Source organism: Geobacillus sp. YHL, assembly GCF_022341265.1.
Classification (GTDB): domain Bacteria; phylum Bacillota; class Bacilli; order Bacillales; family Anoxybacillaceae; genus Geobacillus; species Geobacillus thermoleovorans.
In genome coordinates, this window is sequence record NZ_JAEIGB010000001.1 from 156,884 (window position 1) to 176,963 (window position 20,080).

Genomic DNA, 20,080 nt, shown 5'->3' on the forward strand with positions numbered 1-20,080 from the left:
CTTTACTATTTCATTATTTTGTTATATCGTATAACCATTAGGTGGTCAGACCAGTGGATGAAGCGAAGGAGAGGGGTCATTGTATCAAAGAGGAGAACGTGTATGCCGAGACGTTGAAACATATCCGCCGCATGATGGCGGAAGACAACTTAGCCCCTGGCGACAAGCTGCCGTCGGAGCGCGAGCTGGCCGAACGGCTCGGCGTCGGGCGTTCATCGGTGCGCGAGGCGTTGCGGGCGCTTGAATTTCTCGGCTTGATTGAAACGCGGCGCGGCGAGGGGAGGTATAGGCGTGAGGTCGGCAGCCACCAGCTGATCGACCTGTTGGCGATGTTTTTGTTGGAAAACGAACGGGCGAAGGCCGATTTGGCGGAAACAAAATGGCTCATCGAGCGCCTGTTGCTTGCCCTTGCGTGTCGGCGCCGGAGCGCGGAGGACGTAGACGAGTTGAAAAAAATCGTTCGTCAAAAACCGATTGATTTCGCGCGGTTTTTCGAGACGGTGGTGGAAGCGGCTGGCAATGTTTTGCTCGCCCGCATTTGGCGGGTGCTGTCGGGGTTTGCCGCTTCATTTGCGCCCGAGCCGCCCCTTGCCGACGCCAGCTATGAACAGCTGCTTGCCGCTTTGGAAAGGCAAGATCCGGCGGAGACTGTCGCCGTTTGGGAGGCGCAACGGCCTTCGCCGTTGTCGAAACAGGCCGGACATCGTTTGACAAACAATGATGTCCATTTTCGATAAAGTAGTAGAGAGGCGAAAACGCAAAGGAGGGGCTCCCTCGTGTGGAAAGACTTGTTTGTGAAAAAGAAAAAGTATGCACCGCTGCCTTCAGAACAAGCGAGGCATGAAGTGCCGGAAGGCGTGATGACGAAATGTCCGCAATGCAAGAAAATTATGTATACAAAAGAGTTGATCAAAAACTTGCGCGTTTGCCTAAGCTGCGGCTACCATCATCCGATGCCGGCGCGTGAACGGATTGCAAGCCTTCTTGATGACGGCAGCTTCCGCGAGTATGACGCCGATATGATCTCGGTCAATCCGCTCGGCTTTCCGGGCTACATCGAAAAACTGGAAGAAGACCGGCGCAAGTCAGGGCTGAACGAGGCGGTCGTCACCGGCGAAGGGGCGCTTGACGGCCATCCGCTCGTCATTGCTGTCATGGATTCATCGTTTCGCATGGGCAGCATGGGCTCGGTCGTCGGCGAAAAAATCACCCGCGCCGTCGAACGGGCGCACAAACAGCAGATGCCGTTTCTCATTTTCACCGCTTCCGGCGGTGCCCGCATGCAGGAAGGGGTGTTGAGCCTCATGCAAATGGCGAAAACAAGCGCGGCGCTCAAACGGTTCAGCAACGACGGCGGCTTGTTCATCTCCGTCATGACCCACCCGACGACCGGCGGTGTATCGGCGAGTTTCGCCTCGCTTGGGGATTATAACTTTGCCGAGCCGGGGGCGCTCATTGGTTTTGCCGGCCGCCGCGTCATCGAGCAGACGGTGCGCGAAGAGCTGCCGAACGATTTCCAGACGGCGGAGTTTTTGCTGAAGCACGGGCAGCTTGATGCCGTCATTCACCGCCACGAGCTGAAAGAAACGCTTGCGGTCGTCTTGGATCTTCATCAAAAAGGAGGGGAAGAGGGATGGTGGCGGAATTAGAATTCGAAAAGCCGCTTGTCGAGCTGCGCCGCAAAATTCAAGAGTTGAAAGAGTTCATGAAAACGGCGGACGTCGATTTATCGGCGGAAATCGAAAAGCTTGAGGCGCGCCTCGCCAAGCTGGAAAACGAGATTTATGCGAATTTGACGCCGTGGGACCGCGTGCAAATCGCCCGCCACCCGCAGCGGCCGACGACGCTCGATTACATCGAGCGGTTGTTTACGAACTTTCTTGAGTGCCACGGCGACCGCTGCTTTGGCGATGACGAGGCGATCGTCGGCGGCATCGCCAAATACGACGGACTCCCCGTGACGGTCATCGGTCATCAGCGCGGCAAAGATACGAAAGAAAACTTGCGCCGCAACTTTGGCATGCCGCATCCGGAAGGATACCGGAAGGCGTTGCGGCTCATGAAGCAGGCAGAAAAGTTTTCGCGGCCGATCATCTGCTTTATCGACACGAAAGGCGCCTACCCGGGCAAAGCGGCCGAAGAGCGCGGGCAAAGCGAGGCGATCGCCCGCAACTTGTTTGAAATGGCTGGGCTCACGGTGCCTGTCGTCTGCATCGTCATCGGAGAGGGCGGAAGCGGCGGGGCGCTTGCTCTTGGCGTCGGCAATCATATCCATATGCTTGAAAACTCGACGTACTCGGTCATCTCGCCGGAAGGGGCGGCGGCGATTTTGTGGAAAGACGCCTCATTGGCGCAGCGGGCGGCGGAAACGATGAAAATCACCGCTCATGACTTAAAGGCGCTCGGCGTCATCGATGAAATCATTCCGGAAGTCAAAGGCGGCGCTCATCGCAACGCCGACGAGCAGGCAAAAGAAATTGACCGCGTGCTGCGCCGTTCGCTCAAACAGCTGTTGGCGCTTGACGGCGAAGAGCTCGTCCGGCAGCGCTATGAAAAATTTAAACAAATGGGCCAAGTGTCGTTTTTGCCGGAAACGATTCGGGCAAGATAAGGAAAAAGCTGTCTCCGTCGCGGGACAGCTTTGTTCTATCGTGAAAAAATCCACTTTTGTAAGCCGTTTCAGCGATCGCTTCTATATTGTGTTCCGCTGTTGTTCATGGTACATTAGGGATGTTCAAGAAGACGTATGAGGTCGGACGTGTGCAATTCGATGCAAACGAGGTGGAAATGATGAAACGGATTGGTGTGTTGACAAGCGGCGGCGACTCGCCGGGCATGAATGCGGCCATTCGCGCTGTCGTCCGCAAAGCGATTTACCATGGGGTGGAAGTGTACGGAATCTACCACGGGTATGCCGGGTTGATCGCCGGCAATATCAAAAAGCTGGAAGTCGGGGACGTCGGGGACATCATCCATCGCGGCGGCACCATCCTTTATACCGCGCGCTGCCCGGAGTTTAAGACGGAAGAAGGACAGAAAAAGGGGATCGAGCAACTGAAAAAGCACGGTATTGAAGGGCTGGTCGTCATCGGCGGCGACGGGTCGTATCAAGGGGCGAAAAAATTGACGGAGCACGGCTTCCCGTGCGTCGGCGTGCCCGGGACGATCGACAACGACATTCCAGGCACCGATTTTACGATCGGTTTTGACACCGCGCTCAATACGGTCATTGACGCCATTGACAAAATCCGCGACACGGCGACGTCGCATGAGCGGACGTACGTCGTCGAAGTGATGGGCCGCCATGCCGGCGATATTGCGCTATGGTCGGGGCTTGCCGGAGGGGCGGAGACGATTTTGATTCCGGAAGCGGACTACGACATGGACGACATCGTCGCTCGCTTGAAGCGCGGCCATGAACGCGGCAAAAAACACAGCATCATCATCGTCGCCGAGGGAGTCGGCAGCGGCGTCGACTTCGGCCGGCAAATTCAAGAGGCGACCGGCTTTGAGACGCGCGTGACGGTGCTTGGCCACGTGCAGCGCGGCGGATCGCCGACGGCGTTTGACCGCGTGTTAGCGAGCCGCCTCGGCGCCCGTGCGGTCGAGCTGCTCCTTGAAGGCAAAGGCGGCCGCTGCGTTGGCATTCAAAACAACCAAATCGTTGACCATGACATTGCCGAAGCGTTGGCGAAAACACATACAGTCGATCAGCGGATGTATACATTGTCGAAAGAGCTGTCGATTTAATTCCCGAGGGGAAAGGAAGAAGAAGTGATGAAGCGGAAAACGAAAATCGTCTGTACGATCGGGCCGGCAAGCGAGAGCGTAGACAAGCTCGTGCAATTGATCGAAGCGGGGATGAACGTGGCGCGCCTCAACTTTTCGCACGGAGATCATGAGGAACACGGGCGGCGCATCGCCAACATTCGCGAGGCGGCGAGGCGGACGGGCCAAACGGTCGCCATTTTGCTCGATACGAAAGGCCCGGAAATCCGCACGCACAATATGGAGAACGGCGCCGTCGAACTGAAGGAAGGGGCAAAGCTCATCATTTCGATGAGCGAAGTGCTCGGCACGCCGGAAAAAATTTCCGTCACCTATCCGGGGCTGATCGATGATGTGTCCGTTGGTTCGAAAATTTTGCTGGACGACGGGTTGATCGGCCTTGAAGTCAACGCAGTCGACAAGCAAGCTGGAGAAATTGTCACGACCGTCTTAAACAGCGGTGTGCTCAAAAACAAAAAAGGGGTCAATGTCCCCGGCGTGCGTGTCAATTTGCCGGGCATCACCGAGAAGGACCGAGCCGATATTTTATTTGGCATCCGCCAAGGCATCGACTTCATCGCCGCCTCGTTTGTGCGCCGGGCGTCTGATGTGCTCGAAATCCGCGAGCTGCTCGAGGCGAATGACGCCTTACATATCCAAATTATCGCGAAAATTGAAAATGAAGAAGGCGTCGCCAACATCGATGAAATTTTGGAAGCCGCCGATGGCCTCATGGTGGCGCGCGGCGACCTTGGCGTTGAGATTCCGGCTGAGGAAGTGCCTCTCATTCAAAAAATGCTCATTAAAAAGTGCAACATGCTTGGCAAGCCGGTCATCACGGCGACGCAAATGCTCGACTCGATGCAGCGCAATCCGCGGCCGACGCGGGCTGAGGCGAGCGATGTCGCCAACGCCATTTTTGACGGCACCGACGCCGTCATGCTTTCCGGAGAAACCGCAGCCGGCCAGTATCCGGTCGAAGCGGTAAGGACGATGCACCAAATCGCGCTCCGCACCGAGCAGGCGTTGGAGCATCGCGACATTTTGTCCCAGCGCACGAAAGAGAGCCGAACGACGATCACCGATGCCATTGGCCAATCGGTCGCCCACACGGCGCTCAATTTGGATGTCGCGGCGATCGTGACGCCGACGGTGAGCGGAAAAACGCCGCAGATGGTGGCGAAATACCGCCCGAAAGCCCCGATCATCGCGGTGACATCAAACGAAGCGGTCTCGCGGCGGCTGGCGCTCATTTGGGGCGTGTATACGAAAGAAGCACCGCATGTCAATACAACCGATGAAATGCTCGATGTGGCGGTCGACGCGGCAGTGCGCTCCGGCTTGGTGAAGCACGGCGACTTGGTCGTCATCACGGCCGGCGTGCCGGTCGGCGAAACGGGATCGACGAACTTAATGAAAGTGCACGTCATCAGCGACTTGCTTGCCAAAGGGCAAGGCATCGGCCGCAAGTCGGCATTCGGCAAGGCGGTCGTCGCCAAAACGGCAGAAGAGGCGTGCCGAAAAATGGTAGAGGGCGGCATTTTAGTCACCATCAGCACCGATGCCGATATGATGCCGGCTCTCGAAAAAGCAGCGGCGATCATTACTGAGGAAGGCGGGTTGACGAGCCATGCGGCGGTCGTCGGCTTAAGCCTTGGCATTCCGGTCGTCGTCGGGGTGGAAAATGCCACAAGCTTGTTTAAAGATGGGCAAGAGATCACGGTCGATGGCGGCTTTGGCGCCGTCTACCGCGGCCATGCGAGCGTGTTGTAACGGACGTTGCAGCAAAACAGGGTGTCCCAAAAGCAGCGGGACACCCTTTCGCATCGTCCTATATACCCATTAAACATCTTTGTGAAACGAAAGATTGTATTCCTATTATAGAAAGCCGAGCTTTTGAGACAGCTCCCTTCGATTACGTGGTCGGCTTGCCGATAATAAAGCGCCAAAGATCACGAAAAACATTGGCGCTATGGAGCGTGCGGATGATGACAAGCGCTACGGGGCCGGCAATCAAGCCGAGAAAGCCGAGCAGCTTGAAGCCGACGAACAAGGCGATGAGCGTCGCGAGCGGATCGAGGCCGATCGTTGAAGAAAGCACTTTCGGCTCCATGATTTGCCGTTGGACGAGGACGACGACATACAGCACGCCCAATCCGATGGCAAACGGAATGTCGCCGCTAGCCATGGTGTAAATGATCCAAGGAACAAATACAATCCCCGTTCCCAAATATGGCAAAAGATCGACGAACCCGATGATCAATGCGATCGTAATGGCGTAATCGACGCGCAAAATAAGCAAGCCGATCAACACGATGACCGTCGTAATCGAAATGAGCGTCGCCTGCGCTTTGATAAAGCCAAACAGCGCCCGCTTTAAATCAAGAAACACCGTTTTTCCGCTTGTGCGGGCTTTCGTCGGCAGCCATTGCTGCGCCATGCGCATCAGACGGTGCCAGTCTTTGCTGATGAAAAACGTCGCCAACAGCGAAAAAATAAACACGGTCGCGGCATTCGGCAGCCAGGCGAGAAGCTGCGGAATGTTTTGCAGGATGCTCTGGACAAATTCACCAACCGTCGTCCCAATTTTTTTCCGACGGCTTGAATGTTTTGCATAATCGTATCCTGTTGGGCGGCGCTTAAACTTTTAAACATCCCGGCCAAATCTTTGTAAATCGGGATGATTTGGTCGGCGACGAACGTCTCCATGTACGTGATCAATGCTTGAAATTTTTCCGGCACGACGCGGGCTAAATATTGCGTTCCCGAAACGATTTCGGCAACAAGAAGCGTGACCAAGCCGGCGACCGCGGCAAACAACATGATGAGCGTGACGCTGACCGCGAGCCAGCGCGGCATTTTCGCTTTCCGCTCCAAAGCATCGACGAGCGGGTTGATGATCATCGCGATGAAAAAGGCGATGATGAACGGATACGTCACCGTCGCGATGTAGTACATAGCGATGGCGCCGAGCGCGACAGCGGCGATGACAAGAAAAAAGCGCAAAAAGCGATCAACATAAACTCGGGACAATGTTTCACCTCCAACGACGTTCCATATTGATATATTACACGTTTTCTTACGGGGAAGCAAAAAGACAAGTTTCATAGGAAAGGACGGACGACCGTGAACGAACCGGTGTTGTTTTTATTGTTGTTGCTTGCGCTCGGCTTTCTTGCGAAAAACAAGTCGCTTATTGTCGCCGTCGTTGTGCTGTTGGCCATCAAACTTGTCGGCTTGGATCAAAAAGTGCTGCCGATCATTCAGTCCAAAGGGATCAACTGGGGAGTGACGGTCATTACGATCGCCGTGCTCGCTCCCATCGCTTCTGGGGAGATCGGCTTTCGGCAGCTTGTCGGCTCTCTGCAGTCGTTGTCGGCCTGGGTGGCGCTCGCATCTGGCATTTTTGTCGCCTTGATTGCCAAAAATGGAGTAACGCTCCTTGCCCATGATCCGCATATGACAGCGGCGCTTGTGCTCGGAACCATCCTCGCGGTTTCGCTGTTTCATGGGGTGGCGGTTGGTCCATTGATCGGCGCTGGCATTGCCTATACGGTCATCAAAATGGTAGAATATTTTTGATCATCAGGTGGTGTGTGGGATCCTCCGTTTTGAGATGAATCGATTTCCATTTCATTCCTGATCATCATTTCTTTTGACGTGTGACAGCTGACAAAAGTCTGATAATTGTTTATAATAATAAACGTGAGTGAGTTTTCGGCCAAGCATTGTACAGCTGTTGCGACGGGGCGGTTGTCGCCGGCGTCATGTAAGCACTTTCGCGCGCGCGTTTGTTTTTGCCTCCATTTCGAGCAAGCGCTCATCGGCCATCGGTCGTTATGGCTGGAACTTATGAAGAGAAGGGGAGATTGAACATGACAGTAACCCGTGGGTTAGAGGGAGTTGTGGCCACAACTTCAAGCATCAGTTCGATCATCGATGACACGTTGACGTATGTCGGTTATGACATTGACGATTTAGCCGAAAACGCTTCCTTCGAAGAAGTCGTTTATTTGCTTTGGCATCGCGAACTGCCGACGAAAGAGCAGCTTGAGGAATTAAAGAAACAGTTGGCGGAAAACGCTGAAATTCCAAATGAAATCATTGAACACTTCAAGCTGTATCCGATTGACAAGGTGCATCCGATGGCGGCTTTGCGCACCGCGGTATCGCTTCTCGGCTTGTATGACGAAGAGGCGGATGTGATGACGAAAGAGGCGAATTATCGGAAAGCCATTCGCCTGCAGGCGAAAATCCCGACGATTGTCACCGCCTTCGCCCGCGTGCGCAAAGGGTTGGAACCGGTTGCGCCGCGCAAAGATTTGAGCTTTGCCGCCAATTTCTTGTACATGCTGACCGGCAAAGAACCAGACGACATCGCCACGGAAGCGTTCAACAAGGCGCTCGTGCTGCATGCCGACCACGAGTTGAACGCGTCGACGTTCACGGCGCGCGTCTGCGTAGCCACGCTGTCCGATATTTATTCCGGCATCACGGCGGCGATCGGAGCCTTGAAAGGGCCGCTTCACGGCGGGGCGAACGAAGCGGTGATGAAAATGTTGACGGAAATCGGCACGGTCGACAACGTCGAGCCATACATCCGCAGAAAGCTCGCCAACAAAGAAAAAATTATGGGCTTTGGCCATCGCGTTTACCGAAAAGGCGACCCGCGCGCCAAACATTTGAAAAAAATGTCGGAAAAACTGACGAAGCTCGTCGGCGAGCCGCATTGGTATGAAATGTCGACGAAGATTGAAGAAATCGTCACATCGGAAAAAGCGCTGCCGCCGAACGTTGACTTTTATTCCGCTTCGGTTTACCATTGTTTAGGAATCGATCATGATTTGTTTACGCCGATTTTTGCCGTCAGCCGCACCTCGGGATGGTTGGCTCACATCTTGGAACAATACGACAACAACCGTCTCATCCGTCCGCGCGCTGAGTACACCGGCCCAGGCAAGCGGGCGTACGTGCCGATCGACGAGCGCGGCTAAAACAAGTGGACAAGGCGGTGAAGGCGCGCCTTCACGCCTTTTTATAAAAAAACTGCATTGGGGGTTTTGCTCGTGACGCAAGGAGAAAAAATTACAGTCCAAAATGGTGTGCTCAACGTTCCGAACAACCCGATCATTCCGTTCATCGAGGGGGATGGAACCGGCCCGGACATTTGGGCGGCCGCTTCGCGCGTGCTCGAAGCAGCGGTGGAAAAAGCGTACAAAGGTGAGAAAAAAATCGTCTGGAAGGAAGTGCTCGCTGGTGAAAAAGCGTACAAGCTGACGGGCAGCTGGCTTCCGGATGAAACGCTTGAGACGATCCGCGAATACATAATCGCCATTAAAGGGCCGTTGACGACGCCGGTCGGCGGCGGCATCCGCTCGCTGAACGTAGCGCTCCGCCAAGAGCTCGACCTGTTTGTCTGCTTGCGCCCGGTTCGCTACTTCCCAGGCGTTCCGTCGCCGGTGAAACGCCCGGAAGACACCGATATGGTCATTTTCCGGGAAAACACGGAAGACATCTACGCTGGCATTGAATATGCCAAAGGCACGCCGGAAGTGAAAAAAGTCATCGACTTTTTGCAAAACGAAATGGGCGTGCGCAAAATCCGCTTCCCGGAAACGTCCGGCATCGGCATTAAACCGATTTCCGAACAAGGGACGAAACGGCTTGTGCGCGCGGCGATCAACTACGCGATCGAACACGGCCGCAAGTCGGTGACGCTCGTTCATAAAGGAAACATTATGAAATTCACCGAAGGCGCGTTTAAAAACTGGGGTTATGAACTGGCGGAGGAAGAATTCGCCGACAAAGTGTTCACGTGGGCGCAATACGACCGAATCGTTGAAACGGAAGGCAAGGAAGCGGCGAACAAAGCGCTTGCTGATGCGGAAGCGTCCGGCAAAATCATTATCAAAGATGTCATCGCCGACATCTTCCTGCAACAAATTTTGACGCGTCCGCGCGAATTTGACGTCATCGCGACGATGAACTTAAACGGCGACTACATTTCCGACGCGCTGGCCGCTCAAGTCGGCGGCATCGGCATCGCGCCGGGGGCCAACATCAACTACGAAACCGGCCACGCGATTTTCGAAGCGACGCACGGCACGGCGCCGAAATACGCAGGGCTTGACAAAGTCAACCCGTCGTCCGTCATTCTCTCGGGCGTCATGATGTTTGAGCATCTTGGTTGGAACGAAGCAGCGAAATTGATCATCAAAGCGATGGAGAAAACCATCGCCGCGAAAATCGTCACGTATGACTTCGCCCGCCTGATGGAAGGGGCGACGGAAGTGAAATGCTCCGAATTTGCTGATGCGCTCATCCGCAATATGGACTAACCTTTGAAGGAAAGGGATGGCAAACGATGGCGATGAAACGGAAAAAAATCTCGGTGATCGGCGCCGGATTCACGGGGGCGACGACGGCGTTCCTTTTGGCGCAAAAAGAGCTCGGCGACGTCGTGTTGGTCGATATTCCGCAGCTTGAGAACCCAACGAAAGGGAAGGCGCTCGATATGCTCGAGGCAAGCCCGGTGCTCGGCTTTGACGCGAATATCATCGGCACATCGGATTACGCTGACACAGCCGATTCCGACATCGTCGTCATCACAGCAGGCATCGCCCGCAAGCCGGGCATGAGCCGCGACGATTTGGTGACGACGAACCAAAAAATTATGAAGCAAGTGACGAAGGAAGTCGTCAAATACTCGCCGAACTGCTACATCATCGTCTTGACGAACCCGGTCGATGCCATGACATACACGGTGTTTCAAGAGTCCGGGTTTCCGAAAAACCGCGTCATCGGCCAGTCGGGCGTCTTGGATACGGCGCGCTTCCGCACGTTCGTCGCCGAGGAGCTGAACATTTCGGTAAAAGATGTCACTGGGTTTGTTTTAGGCGGCCATGGCGATGACATGGTGCCGCTCGTCCGCTACTCGTACGCCGGCGGCATTCCGCTCGAAAAACTCATTCCGAAAGATCGTTTGGACGCCATCGTTGAGCGGACGCGCAAAGGCGGCGGTGAAATCGTCAACCTGCTCGGCAACGGCAGCGCCTACTACGCACCGGCCGCCTCGCTTGTCGAAATGGTCGAAGCGATTTTGAAAGACCAGCGCCGCATTTTGCCGGCGATCGCCTACCTTGAAGGCGAATACGGCTATGAAGGCATTTATTTGGGCGTGCCGACGATCCTCGGCGGCAACGGCATCGAGAAAGTGATCGAGCTCGAGCTGACCGAAGAGGAAAAAGCGGCGCTCGCCAAATCCGTCGAATCCGTTAAAAATGTCATGCGCATGCTGGAATAGCGGCGAGGCAAAAATTCGGGCATTGCCCCGGATTTTTGCCCACAGTCAATGAAAGCGCTTTCTAGACAACGAAGGGGTGGGAACATGTTGAAAAAACGAAAGCTCGGGAGACGGATCGGGGAAATTCAAGCGGGGGAAAAGCTCGTGTTCCAAGCCGCCATCGAAGACAAAGACTTGCTTCTTTATCTTGGGCTGACGGATGATGCCAATCCGCTCTATATCCAGCATGATTATGCTTCACAGACGCCGTTTGGAAAACCGGTCGTGCCGCCGGTCATGTTGACGGGGATGATCACTTCCGCGGTCTCCAAATATTTGCCGGGCCCGGGCAGCTACATTACGCGGCAGGATCTTCGCTTTCTCCGCCCAGTTTATCATTATGAAACGCTCGAATTTTTGCTCGAAGTCGCCGATGTCGATGAGGCGGGCCATTGCGTGACGTTGTCCGTCATGGCGACGCGCGGTGCGGAGACGGTGCTTGACGGAACGCTGTCTGTCTGCCCGCCGCATACGTTGCCGCGCCTAGACGGGCGGGTGCTCGAGAACTTTTGACCTCATGTTGAAAGCAGTCCCCCACTTCGAAACAAAGGGGGAGTTTCATGCCGCTTTCCGCCAAAGGAAGCCAGCCAAACGCGAGGGGCAGTTTTCCGAGGGCAACCTGTCCGCAGGAAAACGCCCTTTTTTCTTTTTTTGTCCGAATCAAGGCGTCAATTGTGGTATCATAAAGGCAGAAACCATTGGACGGGATGGAGGAGCGGCATGGGACGAAAAATTTTAGTTGTCGATGACGAACAGCCGATTGTGACTCTGTTGTCGTACAATTTGGAGAAAGCCGGATTTCACGTCGTGACCGCTCACGATGGCGAAGAGGCGCTCGTGAAAGTAGCGTCCGAGCAGCCGGCGCTCATTATTTTGGACTTGATGCTGCCGAAGCTTGACGGCGTTGATGTGTGCAAGCGGCTTCGCCAGCAGCAAATCATGACGCCGATTTTAATGTTGACGGCTCGCGATGATGAATTTGACAAAGTGCTTGGTCTTGAGCTTGGCGCCGACGACTATATGACAAAGCCGTTCAGCCCGCGCGAAGTCATTGCCCGCGTCAAGGCGATTTTGCGCCGCACGGAGATCGTTCAGCCGGCGGCTGAATCGAGCGAGCGGCTTGTTGTTGGCGATCTGGAAATTTTTCCGGAACGCTATGAAGCAACGATCGACGGCAAGCCGCTTGAGCTGACGCCGAAAGAGTTTGAGTTGCTCCTTTATTTGGCTCGCCATAAAGGGCGGGTGTTGACGCGCGACCAGCTGCTCAGCGCCGTGTGGAACTACGAGTTTGCCGGCGATACACGCATTGTCGACGTCCATATCAGCCACTTGCGCGAGAAGATCGAAACCGATACGAAAAAACCGATGTACATTAAAACGGTGCGCGGCCTTGGCTACAAGTTGGAGGAACCGAAGCGGCATGAATAGCTTCCGCACCCGCCTTTTGTTTTGGCTCGTGACGCTCATCGCCACGGTGTTGATCGCCCTCGGGCTTTTGCTCGGGCAATTGCTGAAAGATTTTTACGCCGAGACGATGAACAAACGGATGGAAAAAGAGGCCCAAGCGCTTGCGATTTTGCTTGAAAATGAACCGCTCGAGCAAATCCGCGCCGATTTGCAGGAAATGGGGAATGAACTGTCGTCCCGCATCACCGTGCTCGATAAAGAAGAACGGGTGCGGTTTGACAGCGGTCGCGTCGCAGCGATCAGCGACAAAGACCATGAGCGCATCGTCCGCGCGATTTTGCGCAAAAAGCAGTTTCCCCGCTTTTCCGTGATTGAAAAAACAAACGATGTCTATTACTACATCGTCCCGTACGAGCGCGGTGAACGGAGCGGGTACGTCGTTTTAAGCACACCGACGAGCTCACTCCAAAAAGTAAACGAGCAAATTTGGGGCGTGCTCACGAGCAGCCTCGGGATGGCGCTCGTTGTCATCATCGCCCTCGTCTGGAAAATCGCCAATCAATATATGAAGCCGATTGAAGAAGCGACGAAAGTGGCGTTTGAGCTGGAAAAAGGCAATTACGCCGCCCGTGTGCCCGATGGTGAATATAACGAGGCCGGGATGCTTGTGCGCTCGATCAACCGGCTGGCCCGCCATTTGCAGGAGATGAGCAGGGCGCGGGAAATTCAGACCGATCGGCTTCACACGCTCATTGAAAACGTCGGCAGCGGCCTGTTGTTTATTGACCACCGCGGACATATTTCTCTCATCAATCGGGCGTTCCAGACTCAGTTTCATCTCGATCCGTCGGATTGTTTGTACCGTCCGTACGCCGATGTGCTGCCGCACCGCGACATCGTCCGGTTTATCGATGATATTTTCATCACTGAAACGACGATGCGCCGGCATATGCGGCTGACGATTGGCATCGAGCGGAAACATTTCGATGTATACGGGGCTCCCATCATTGGCACGAACGCCGAATGGAAAGGGATTGTCGTCGTGTTTCATGACATTACGGAGCTGAAGCGCCTTGAGCAAATCCGCAAAGACTTTGTCGCCAACGTTTCGCACGAATTGAAAACGCCGGTGACGTCCATCAAAGGATTCGCCGAAACGCTATTGGATGGCGCTATGAAGGATGAAGCGGCGCTCGAACATTTTTTGACCATCATCTTAAAAGAAAGCGAACGGCTGCAAACGCTCGTTGAGGAACTGTTGGACTTGTCGAAAATCGAGCAGCACGGATTTCAGCTGCAACTCGAAGACGTGGATATCGCTCAAGTCATCGCCGAAGCGGCTGCTGTGTTTCGCCAAAAAGCGGCGGAAAAACAAATTGATTTGCATATCGAATCGCCATCCGGGCTTGTCATCCGCGGTGACAGAAATCGGATGAAGCAAATTTTGCTGAACTTGCTCGCCAACGCCATCACGTATACGCCGGAGCACGGACGGGTCGCTGTCGAGGCGGAAGAGACGAAGAAAGAAGTGCTGATCCATGTGAAAGACACCGGAATCGGCATTGAGGAAAAAGAAATCCCGCGCATTTTTGAGCGTTTTTACCGCGTCGACAAGGCGCGCAGCCGCGATTCCGGCGGAACGGGGTTGGGCCTGGCGATTGTGAAACATTTGGTTGAGGCTCACCATGGATATATTACCGTAGCGAGCAAAGTGGGGCGCGGCACCGTGTTCACGATCCATTTTCCAAAGCCGGGGCGGTAGCCGGCTTCTTTTTATCATCTCCAACTGAGAAGCCTGCCATTTTTCAGCGTGAGCGTGAGCACGGGATGAATCGGCGCCTCCCATCATGGTGGGAGAGCGTTCAAGGCAAGCCGCAGGCATGGTACAATAGGACAAGGAAGCATCCGAGGAGGGATGAGATTGAAAAAAAAGCTTGTTTTAATCGACGGCAGCAGCGTGGCGTACCGCGCCTTTTTCGCCTTGCCGCTTTTGCATAACGACAAAGGCATCCATACGAACGCCGTCTACGGGTTTACGATGATGTTGAATAAAATTTTGGCGGAAGAAGAGCCAACTCATATGCTTGTCGCGTTTGACGCCGGGAAAACGACGTTCCGGCATGAAGCGTTTCAAGAGTATAAAGGTGGGCGCCAGCAGACGCCACCGGAGCTGTCGGAGCAGTTTCCGCTGTTGCGCGAGCTGCTGAGGGCGTATCGCATCCCCGCCTATGAACTCGAGAACTACGAAGCGGACGATATTATCGGAACGCTTGCCGCCCGCGCTGAGCAGGAAGGGTTTGAGGTGAAAGTCATTTCCGGCGACCGCGATCTGACCCAGCTCGCCTCCCCCCATGTGACGGTGGACATTACGAAAAAAGGGATTACCGATATCGAACCGTACACGCCGGAGGCGGTCCGCGAAAAATACGGCTTAACTCCGGAACAAATCGTTGATTTGAAAGGATTGATGGGCGACAAATCGGACAACATTCCCGGAGTGCCGGGCATCGGGGAAAAGACGGCGGTCAAGCTGCTCAAGCAATTCGGCACGGTCGAAAACGTGCTTGCCTCCATTGACGAGATCAAAGGCGAAAAGTTGAAAGAAACGCTGCGCCAACACCGGGAGATGGCGCTGTTAAGCAAAAAGCTCGCCGCCATTCGCCGCGACGCCCCGGTCGAGCTCTCGCTTGATGACATCGTCTATCAAGGGGAAGACCGGGAGAAAGTGGTCGCTTTATTTAAAGAGCTTGGGTTTCAATCGTTTTTAGAGAAAATGGAATCGCCGTCATCAGAAGAGGAAAAACCGCTTGCCAAGATGGCATTTACGCTTGCTGACCGCGTGACGGAGGAGATGCTTGCCGACAAGGCGGCGCTTGTCGTTGAAGTGGTCGAGGAAAATTATCATGATGCGCCGATCGTCGGCATCGCTGTGGTCAACGAACATGGACGGTTTTTCCTGCGCCCGGAGACGGCGCTTGCCGATCCGCAGTTTGTCGCCTGGCTTGGTGATGAAACGAAGAAAAAAAGCATGTTTGACTCAAAGCGCGCGGCAGTCGCCTTGAAATGGAAAGGAATTGAGCTATGCGGCGTTTCCTTTGATTTATTGCTGGCCGCCTATTTGCTTGATCCGGCGCAAGGTGTTGATGATGTGGCTGCCGCAGCAAAAATGAAGCAATACGAAGCGGTGCGCCCGGATGAAGCGGTGTATGGCAAAGGGGCGAAGCGGGCCGTGCCGGATGAGCCAGTGCTCGCCGAGCATTTGGTCCGCAAGGCGGCGGCGATTTGGGCGCTCGAACGTCCGTTTTTGGATGAGCTGCGCCGCAACGAACAAGATCGGTTGCTCGTCGAGCTCGAGCAGCCGTTGTCTTCGATTTTGGCGGAAATGGAATTTGCCGGAGTGAAAGTGGATACGAAGCGGCTCGAACAGATGGGCGAAGAGCTCGCCGAGCAGCTGCGCACGGTCGAGCAGCGCATTTATGAGCTCGCCGGCCAAGAATTCAACATCAATTCACCGAAACAGCTCGGCGTCATTTTATTTGAAAAACTGCAGCTGCCCGTCTTGAAAAAAACGAAAACCGGCTACTCCACTTCGGCGGATGTGCTTGAAAAACTTGCGCCTTATCACGAGATCGTGGAAAACATTTTGCATTACCGCCAGCTTGGCAAGTTGCAGTCGACGTATATTGAAGGATTGCTGAAAGTCGTGCGACCCGATACAAAGAAGGTGCATACGATTTTCAATCAGGCGTTGACGCAAACCGGACGGCTCAGCTCGACGGAGCCGAACTTGCAAAACATTCCGATTCGGCTTGAGGAAGGACGGAAAATCCGCCAAGCGTTCGTGCCGTCGGAGTCTGATTGGCTCATTTTCGCTGCCGACTACTCGCAAATTGAGTTGCGCGTCCTCGCCCATATTGCGGAAGATGACAATTTAATGGAAGCGTTCCGCCGCGATTTGGATATCCATACGAAAACAGCGATGGACATTTTCCAAGTGAGCGAGGACGAAGTGACGCCCAACATGCGCCGTCAGGCGAAGGCGGTCAACTTTGGGATCGTTTACGGGATCAGTGATTACGGCTTGGCGCAAAACTTAAATATTTCACGCAAAGAGGCCGCTGAATTCATCGAGCGCTACTTCGAAAGCTTCCCTGGCGTGAAGCGGTATATGGAAAACATTGTGCAAGAAGCAAAACAGAAAGGGTATGTGACGACGCTGCTGCATCGGCGCCGCTATTTGCCGGATATCACGAGCCGCAACTTCAACGTCCGCAGCTTTGCTGAACGGATGGCGATGAACACGCCGATTCAAGGGAGCGCCGCTGACATTATTAAAAAGGCGATGATCGATCTGAACGCCAGACTGAAGGAAGAGCGGCTGCAAGCGCGCCTTTTGCTGCAGGTGCATGACGAGCTCATTTTGGAGGCGCCGAAAGAAGAGATGGAGCGGCTGTGCCGGCTCGTTCCGGAAGTGATGGAGCAAGCGGTCACACTTCGCGTGCCGCTCAAAGTCGATTACCATTACGGCTCGACATGGTATGACGCGAAATAAAAAGGAGTCTTGGTGTGGATCGCCGGCACCCTTAAGAAGGCCTGTGATGGAATGAAAAAGCAGTTTCACAACGACTCTTCTCCAGTTGAGAAGCCTTGGAACATCGAGTCGTCCTTCTCAACCAACATGGCCGATTTTGCGAAAATCAGCGTTTCTCACCGGCCTTCTAGGCAGAATCTTTCGGTGCGACGATTCTCGGCTGCAACTCGATGAATTGGAGCGAAACAGCTGCCGCCCCATGGAGAATCTTTCTCTCGGCGGATGAACCGGCGTCAATGCGAAAGCGTCGGCGGGAACGATGCAGGAAAACGGAGGAAAGGGGGGATCGCCATGCCGGAATTGCCGGAGGTGGAAACGATCCGTCGTACGCTTTTGCCGCTTATTGTCGGAAAAACGATTGAGGATGTGCGCATCTTTTGGCCGAACATCATCCGCCATCCGCGAGACCCCGAGGAGTTTGCGGCAAGAATGATCGGACAGACGGTGCGTGGTTTGGAACGGAGAGGGAAGTTTTTGAAATTCCTGCTCGACCGCGATGCACTCATTTCCCATTTGCGCATGGAAGGGCGCTACGCCGTTGCTTCTGCCCTCGAGCCGCTCGAACCGCATACGCACGTCGTGTTTTGCTTCACGGACGGCAGCGAACTCCGTTACCGCGACGTGCGCAAGTTCGGAACGATGCACGTTTATGCCAAAGAAGAAGCTGACCGTCGGCCGCCGCTTGCTGAGCTTGGGCCGGAGCCGCTTTCCCCGGCGTTTTCCCCAGCTGTATTGGCGGAGCGGGCGGTGAAAACGAAACGGTCGGTCAAAGCGTTGCTCCTTGATCAGACGGTCGTGGCTGGGTTTGGCAATATTTATGTCGACGAATCGCTGTTTCGCGCCGGCATTCTTCCCGGCCGGCCGGCCGCCTCTCTCTCCAGCAAAGAGATCGAGCGCCTGCATGAGGAAATGGTGGCGACGATCGGCGAGGCGGTCATGAAAGGGGGAAGCACGGTGCGCACGTATGTGAACACGCAAGGCGAGGCCGGCACGTTTCAACATCATTTGTACGTGTATGGCCGCCAAGGCAATCCGTGCAAACGATGCGGCACGCCGATTGAAAAAACGGTCGTCGCCGGCCGCGGCACGCATTATTGCCCGTGCTGCCAGCGCTAGGCGGCGTGTAAAAAGGAGAGAGGTTCCATGACGTTGACGATCGGATTGACCGGCGGGATCGCCAGCGGCAAAAGCACGGTGAGCGCGATGATGCGCGAGCTCGGCCTTCCGGTCATTGATGCTGACGAAGCGGCGCGCGCCGTCGTCCGACCGGGGGAAGACGCCTACCGTCAGATTGTCGCCGCCTTCGGTCCGGGCATTTTGCAGACAAATGGAGAGATCGATCGGGCGAAACTCGGGGCGATCGTGTTCAACGACGAAGAAGAACGGAAAAAGCTAAACGCCATCGTTCACCCGGCGGTGCGTCAGAAAATGCTCGCGGAGAAAGAAGCGCTCGTCCGTTCCGGGGCGAAAACGGTCGTATTGGACATTCCGCTTTTATTTGAAAGCGGATTGACATCCTGGGTCGATAAAGTACTTGTCGTGTATGTTGACGATGACATCCAGCTTCGCCGGCTGATGGAGCGGAACGGGTTCACTGAGGAAGAAGCGCGCGCCCGCATTCGCGCTCAATGGCCGCTGGCGGAAAAAATGAAGCGGGCCGACGCGGTCATCAACAATAACGGAACGAGGGAAGAGACACGCCGTCAGCTGTTGGCTATTTTGAAACAATGGGACGCCTTGGAAAAATAGGCGTCTTTTTTGTTCGCTTTCAGTCATTTTGTTCTCCACATTTCCTAAAAATATGATATACTATTTATACGAATATAAGAAAATAGTATAACATATATGAGAGGAGAACAAAGTGAATGAAGGCGAAAGTGGCGATTAACGGTTTCGGACGAATCGGACGGATGGTGTTCCGGCGCGCCATCAATTCCTCTGACCTCGACATTGTGGCGGTGAACGCCAGCTATCCGCCGGAAACGTTAGCCCATTTAGTGAAATATGACTCAAACCACGGTAAATTTGACGGTGAGGTCATCGCCTTGGAAGACGGCCTGCTCGTCAACGGCAAAAAAGTGAGGCTGTTAAACTCGCGCGACCCGAAACAGCTGCCGTGGAAAGAGCTTGATATCGATATTGTGATTGAAGCGACCGGAAAATTCAACGACCGCGAAAAGGCGAGCCTTCACCTTGAGGCAGGGGCGAAGCGCGTCATTTTAACCGCCCCGGGCAAAAATGAAGATGTGACGATCGTTGTTGGCGTCAACGAGCATATGCTTGACATCGACCGCCATTTCATCATTTCGAACGCCTCGTGTACGACAAACTGTTTGGCTCCGGTCGTCAAAGTGCTCGATGAAGCGTTTGGGATTGAAAACGGCCTGATGACGACGGTTCACGCGTATACGAACGACCAAAAAAACATCGATAACCCGCATAAAGATTTGCGCCGCGCCCGCTCATGCGCGCAGTCGATCATCCCGACGACAACGGGAGCGGCGAAAGCGCTTGGCCTAGTGCTGCCGCATTTAAAAGGGAAGCTTCATGGCATGGCGCTCCGCGTCCCGACGCCGAACGTCTCGCTCGTCGACTTGGTCGTCGACTTGAAGCGCGATGTGACGGTTGATGAGGTGAACGAGGCGCTGATCCGCGCTGCCGACGGCCCATTGAAAGGCATCTTGGATTTCACGATGGAGCCGCTTGTCTCGATCGATTTCAATACGAATCCGCATTCTGCGATTATCGACGGCCTGTCGACGATGGTGATGGAAGGGCGAAAAGTGAAAGTGCTCGCTTGGTATGACAATGAATGGGGCTATTCGTGCCGCGTCGTTGATTTAGCCCATCTTGTCGCGGCCAAAATGAATGAGCGTCTCAGCGTCAATGCGTAACAGCGGTTCGATGTGAAGCGCGCCGCCTGCGCTATGGCTTTTGCGATCCGCACAAACGGATCGGGCCACGGTGCGGGC

At 54.6% G+C, this 20,080-nt stretch carries 16 protein-coding genes and 1 pseudogene; 16 read left to right on the forward strand and 1 reads right to left on the reverse strand.

Features of this window, described 5'->3' with window-relative positions:
- Positions 1-53 precede the first annotated feature (53 nt).
- The 5 genes from JCR24_RS00730 (at position 54) to pyk (ending at position 5,541) form a co-directional block, all read left to right on the forward strand.
- Complete coding sequence (locus JCR24_RS00730) at positions 54-737, forward strand: FadR/GntR family transcriptional regulator (RefSeq protein WP_238979915.1); 684 nt, start codon at positions 54-56, stop codon at positions 735-737.
- A gap of 39 nt (positions 738-776) precedes the next feature.
- Positions 777-1,649 (forward strand): acetyl-CoA carboxylase, carboxyltransferase subunit beta, encoded by an 873-nt coding sequence (gene accD, locus JCR24_RS00735; protein ID WP_014196529.1) that lies wholly within the window; start codon positions 777-779, stop codon positions 1,647-1,649.
- Entirely contained in the window at positions 1,634-2,611 is a 978-nt protein-coding gene (gene accA, locus JCR24_RS00740; protein ID WP_011232215.1) for an acetyl-CoA carboxylase carboxyl transferase subunit alpha, read from the forward strand. The genes accD and accA overlap by 16 nt, the downstream gene beginning before the upstream one ends.
- A gap of 179 nt (positions 2,612-2,790) precedes the next feature.
- Positions 2,791-3,750 carry a 6-phosphofructokinase gene (pfkA, locus tag JCR24_RS00745; protein ID WP_025039132.1) on the forward strand — a complete coding sequence of 320 codons (960 nt, stop codon included), beginning with the start codon at positions 2,791-2,793 and terminating at the stop codon, positions 3,748-3,750.
- A 27-nt stretch (positions 3,751-3,777) separates the two neighbouring features.
- Complete coding sequence (pyk, locus tag JCR24_RS00750; RefSeq protein WP_238979916.1) at positions 3,778-5,541, forward strand: pyruvate kinase; 1,764 nt, start codon at positions 3,778-3,780, stop codon at positions 5,539-5,541.
- A 142-nt stretch (positions 5,542-5,683) separates the two neighbouring features.
- Here pyk and ytvI read toward each other — a convergent pair.
- A pseudogene (gene ytvI, locus JCR24_RS00755) lies at positions 5,684-6,801 on the reverse strand (sporulation integral membrane protein YtvI).
- Between the two features lie 93 nt (positions 6,802-6,894).
- Here ytvI and JCR24_RS00760 point away from each other — a divergent pair.
- From JCR24_RS00760 to JCR24_RS00810, 11 genes are all read left to right on the forward strand, one after another.
- Positions 6,895-7,350, forward strand: coding sequence for a DUF441 domain-containing protein (locus JCR24_RS00760; RefSeq protein ID WP_238979917.1), 456 nt, complete (start codon positions 6,895-6,897; stop codon positions 7,348-7,350).
- 293 nt (positions 7,351-7,643) lie between these two features.
- On the forward strand, positions 7,644-8,762 hold the full coding sequence (gene citZ / locus JCR24_RS00765) for a citrate synthase (protein ID WP_011232210.1): 1,119 nt from the start codon (positions 7,644-7,646) through the stop codon (positions 8,760-8,762).
- Positions 8,763-8,834: 72 nt separating this feature from the next.
- On the forward strand, positions 8,835-10,106 hold the full coding sequence (icd, locus tag JCR24_RS00770; protein WP_011232209.1) for an NADP-dependent isocitrate dehydrogenase: 1,272 nt from the start codon (positions 8,835-8,837) through the stop codon (positions 10,104-10,106).
- A gap of 26 nt (positions 10,107-10,132) precedes the next feature.
- Positions 10,133-11,071, forward strand: coding sequence for a malate dehydrogenase (gene mdh, locus JCR24_RS00775; RefSeq protein WP_011232208.1), 939 nt, complete (start codon positions 10,133-10,135; stop codon positions 11,069-11,071).
- Between the two features lie 84 nt (positions 11,072-11,155).
- Positions 11,156-11,623 carry a MaoC/PaaZ C-terminal domain-containing protein gene (locus tag JCR24_RS00780; protein WP_011232207.1) on the forward strand — a complete coding sequence of 156 codons (468 nt, stop codon included), beginning with the start codon at positions 11,156-11,158 and terminating at the stop codon, positions 11,621-11,623.
- Positions 11,624-11,830: 207 nt separating this feature from the next.
- Complete coding sequence (locus tag JCR24_RS00785; RefSeq protein ID WP_014196523.1) at positions 11,831-12,538, forward strand: response regulator transcription factor; 708 nt, start codon at positions 11,831-11,833, stop codon at positions 12,536-12,538.
- On the forward strand, positions 12,531-14,279 hold the full coding sequence (gene pnpS / locus JCR24_RS00790) for a two-component system histidine kinase PnpS (RefSeq protein WP_014196522.1): 1,749 nt from the start codon (positions 12,531-12,533) through the stop codon (positions 14,277-14,279). The genes JCR24_RS00785 and pnpS overlap by 8 nt, the downstream gene beginning before the upstream one ends.
- Before the next feature lie 153 nt (positions 14,280-14,432).
- Complete coding sequence (gene polA / locus JCR24_RS00795; protein WP_047758145.1) at positions 14,433-17,069, forward strand: DNA polymerase I; 2,637 nt, start codon at positions 14,433-14,435, stop codon at positions 17,067-17,069.
- 330 nt (positions 17,070-17,399) lie between these two features.
- Entirely contained in the window at positions 17,400-18,224 is an 825-nt protein-coding gene (mutM, locus tag JCR24_RS00800; protein ID WP_238979918.1) for a DNA-formamidopyrimidine glycosylase, read from the forward strand.
- Between the two features lie 27 nt (positions 18,225-18,251).
- Positions 18,252-18,857 carry a dephospho-CoA kinase gene (coaE, locus tag JCR24_RS00805; RefSeq protein ID WP_014196518.1) on the forward strand — a complete coding sequence of 202 codons (606 nt, stop codon included), beginning with the start codon at positions 18,252-18,254 and terminating at the stop codon, positions 18,855-18,857.
- 116 nt (positions 18,858-18,973) lie between these two features.
- The gene (locus tag JCR24_RS00810; RefSeq protein WP_014196517.1) at positions 18,974-20,002 is read left to right on the forward strand and encodes a glyceraldehyde-3-phosphate dehydrogenase; all 1,029 of its coding nucleotides are present in this window, start codon (positions 18,974-18,976) and stop codon (positions 20,000-20,002) included.
- Positions 20,003-20,080 lie beyond the last annotated feature (78 nt).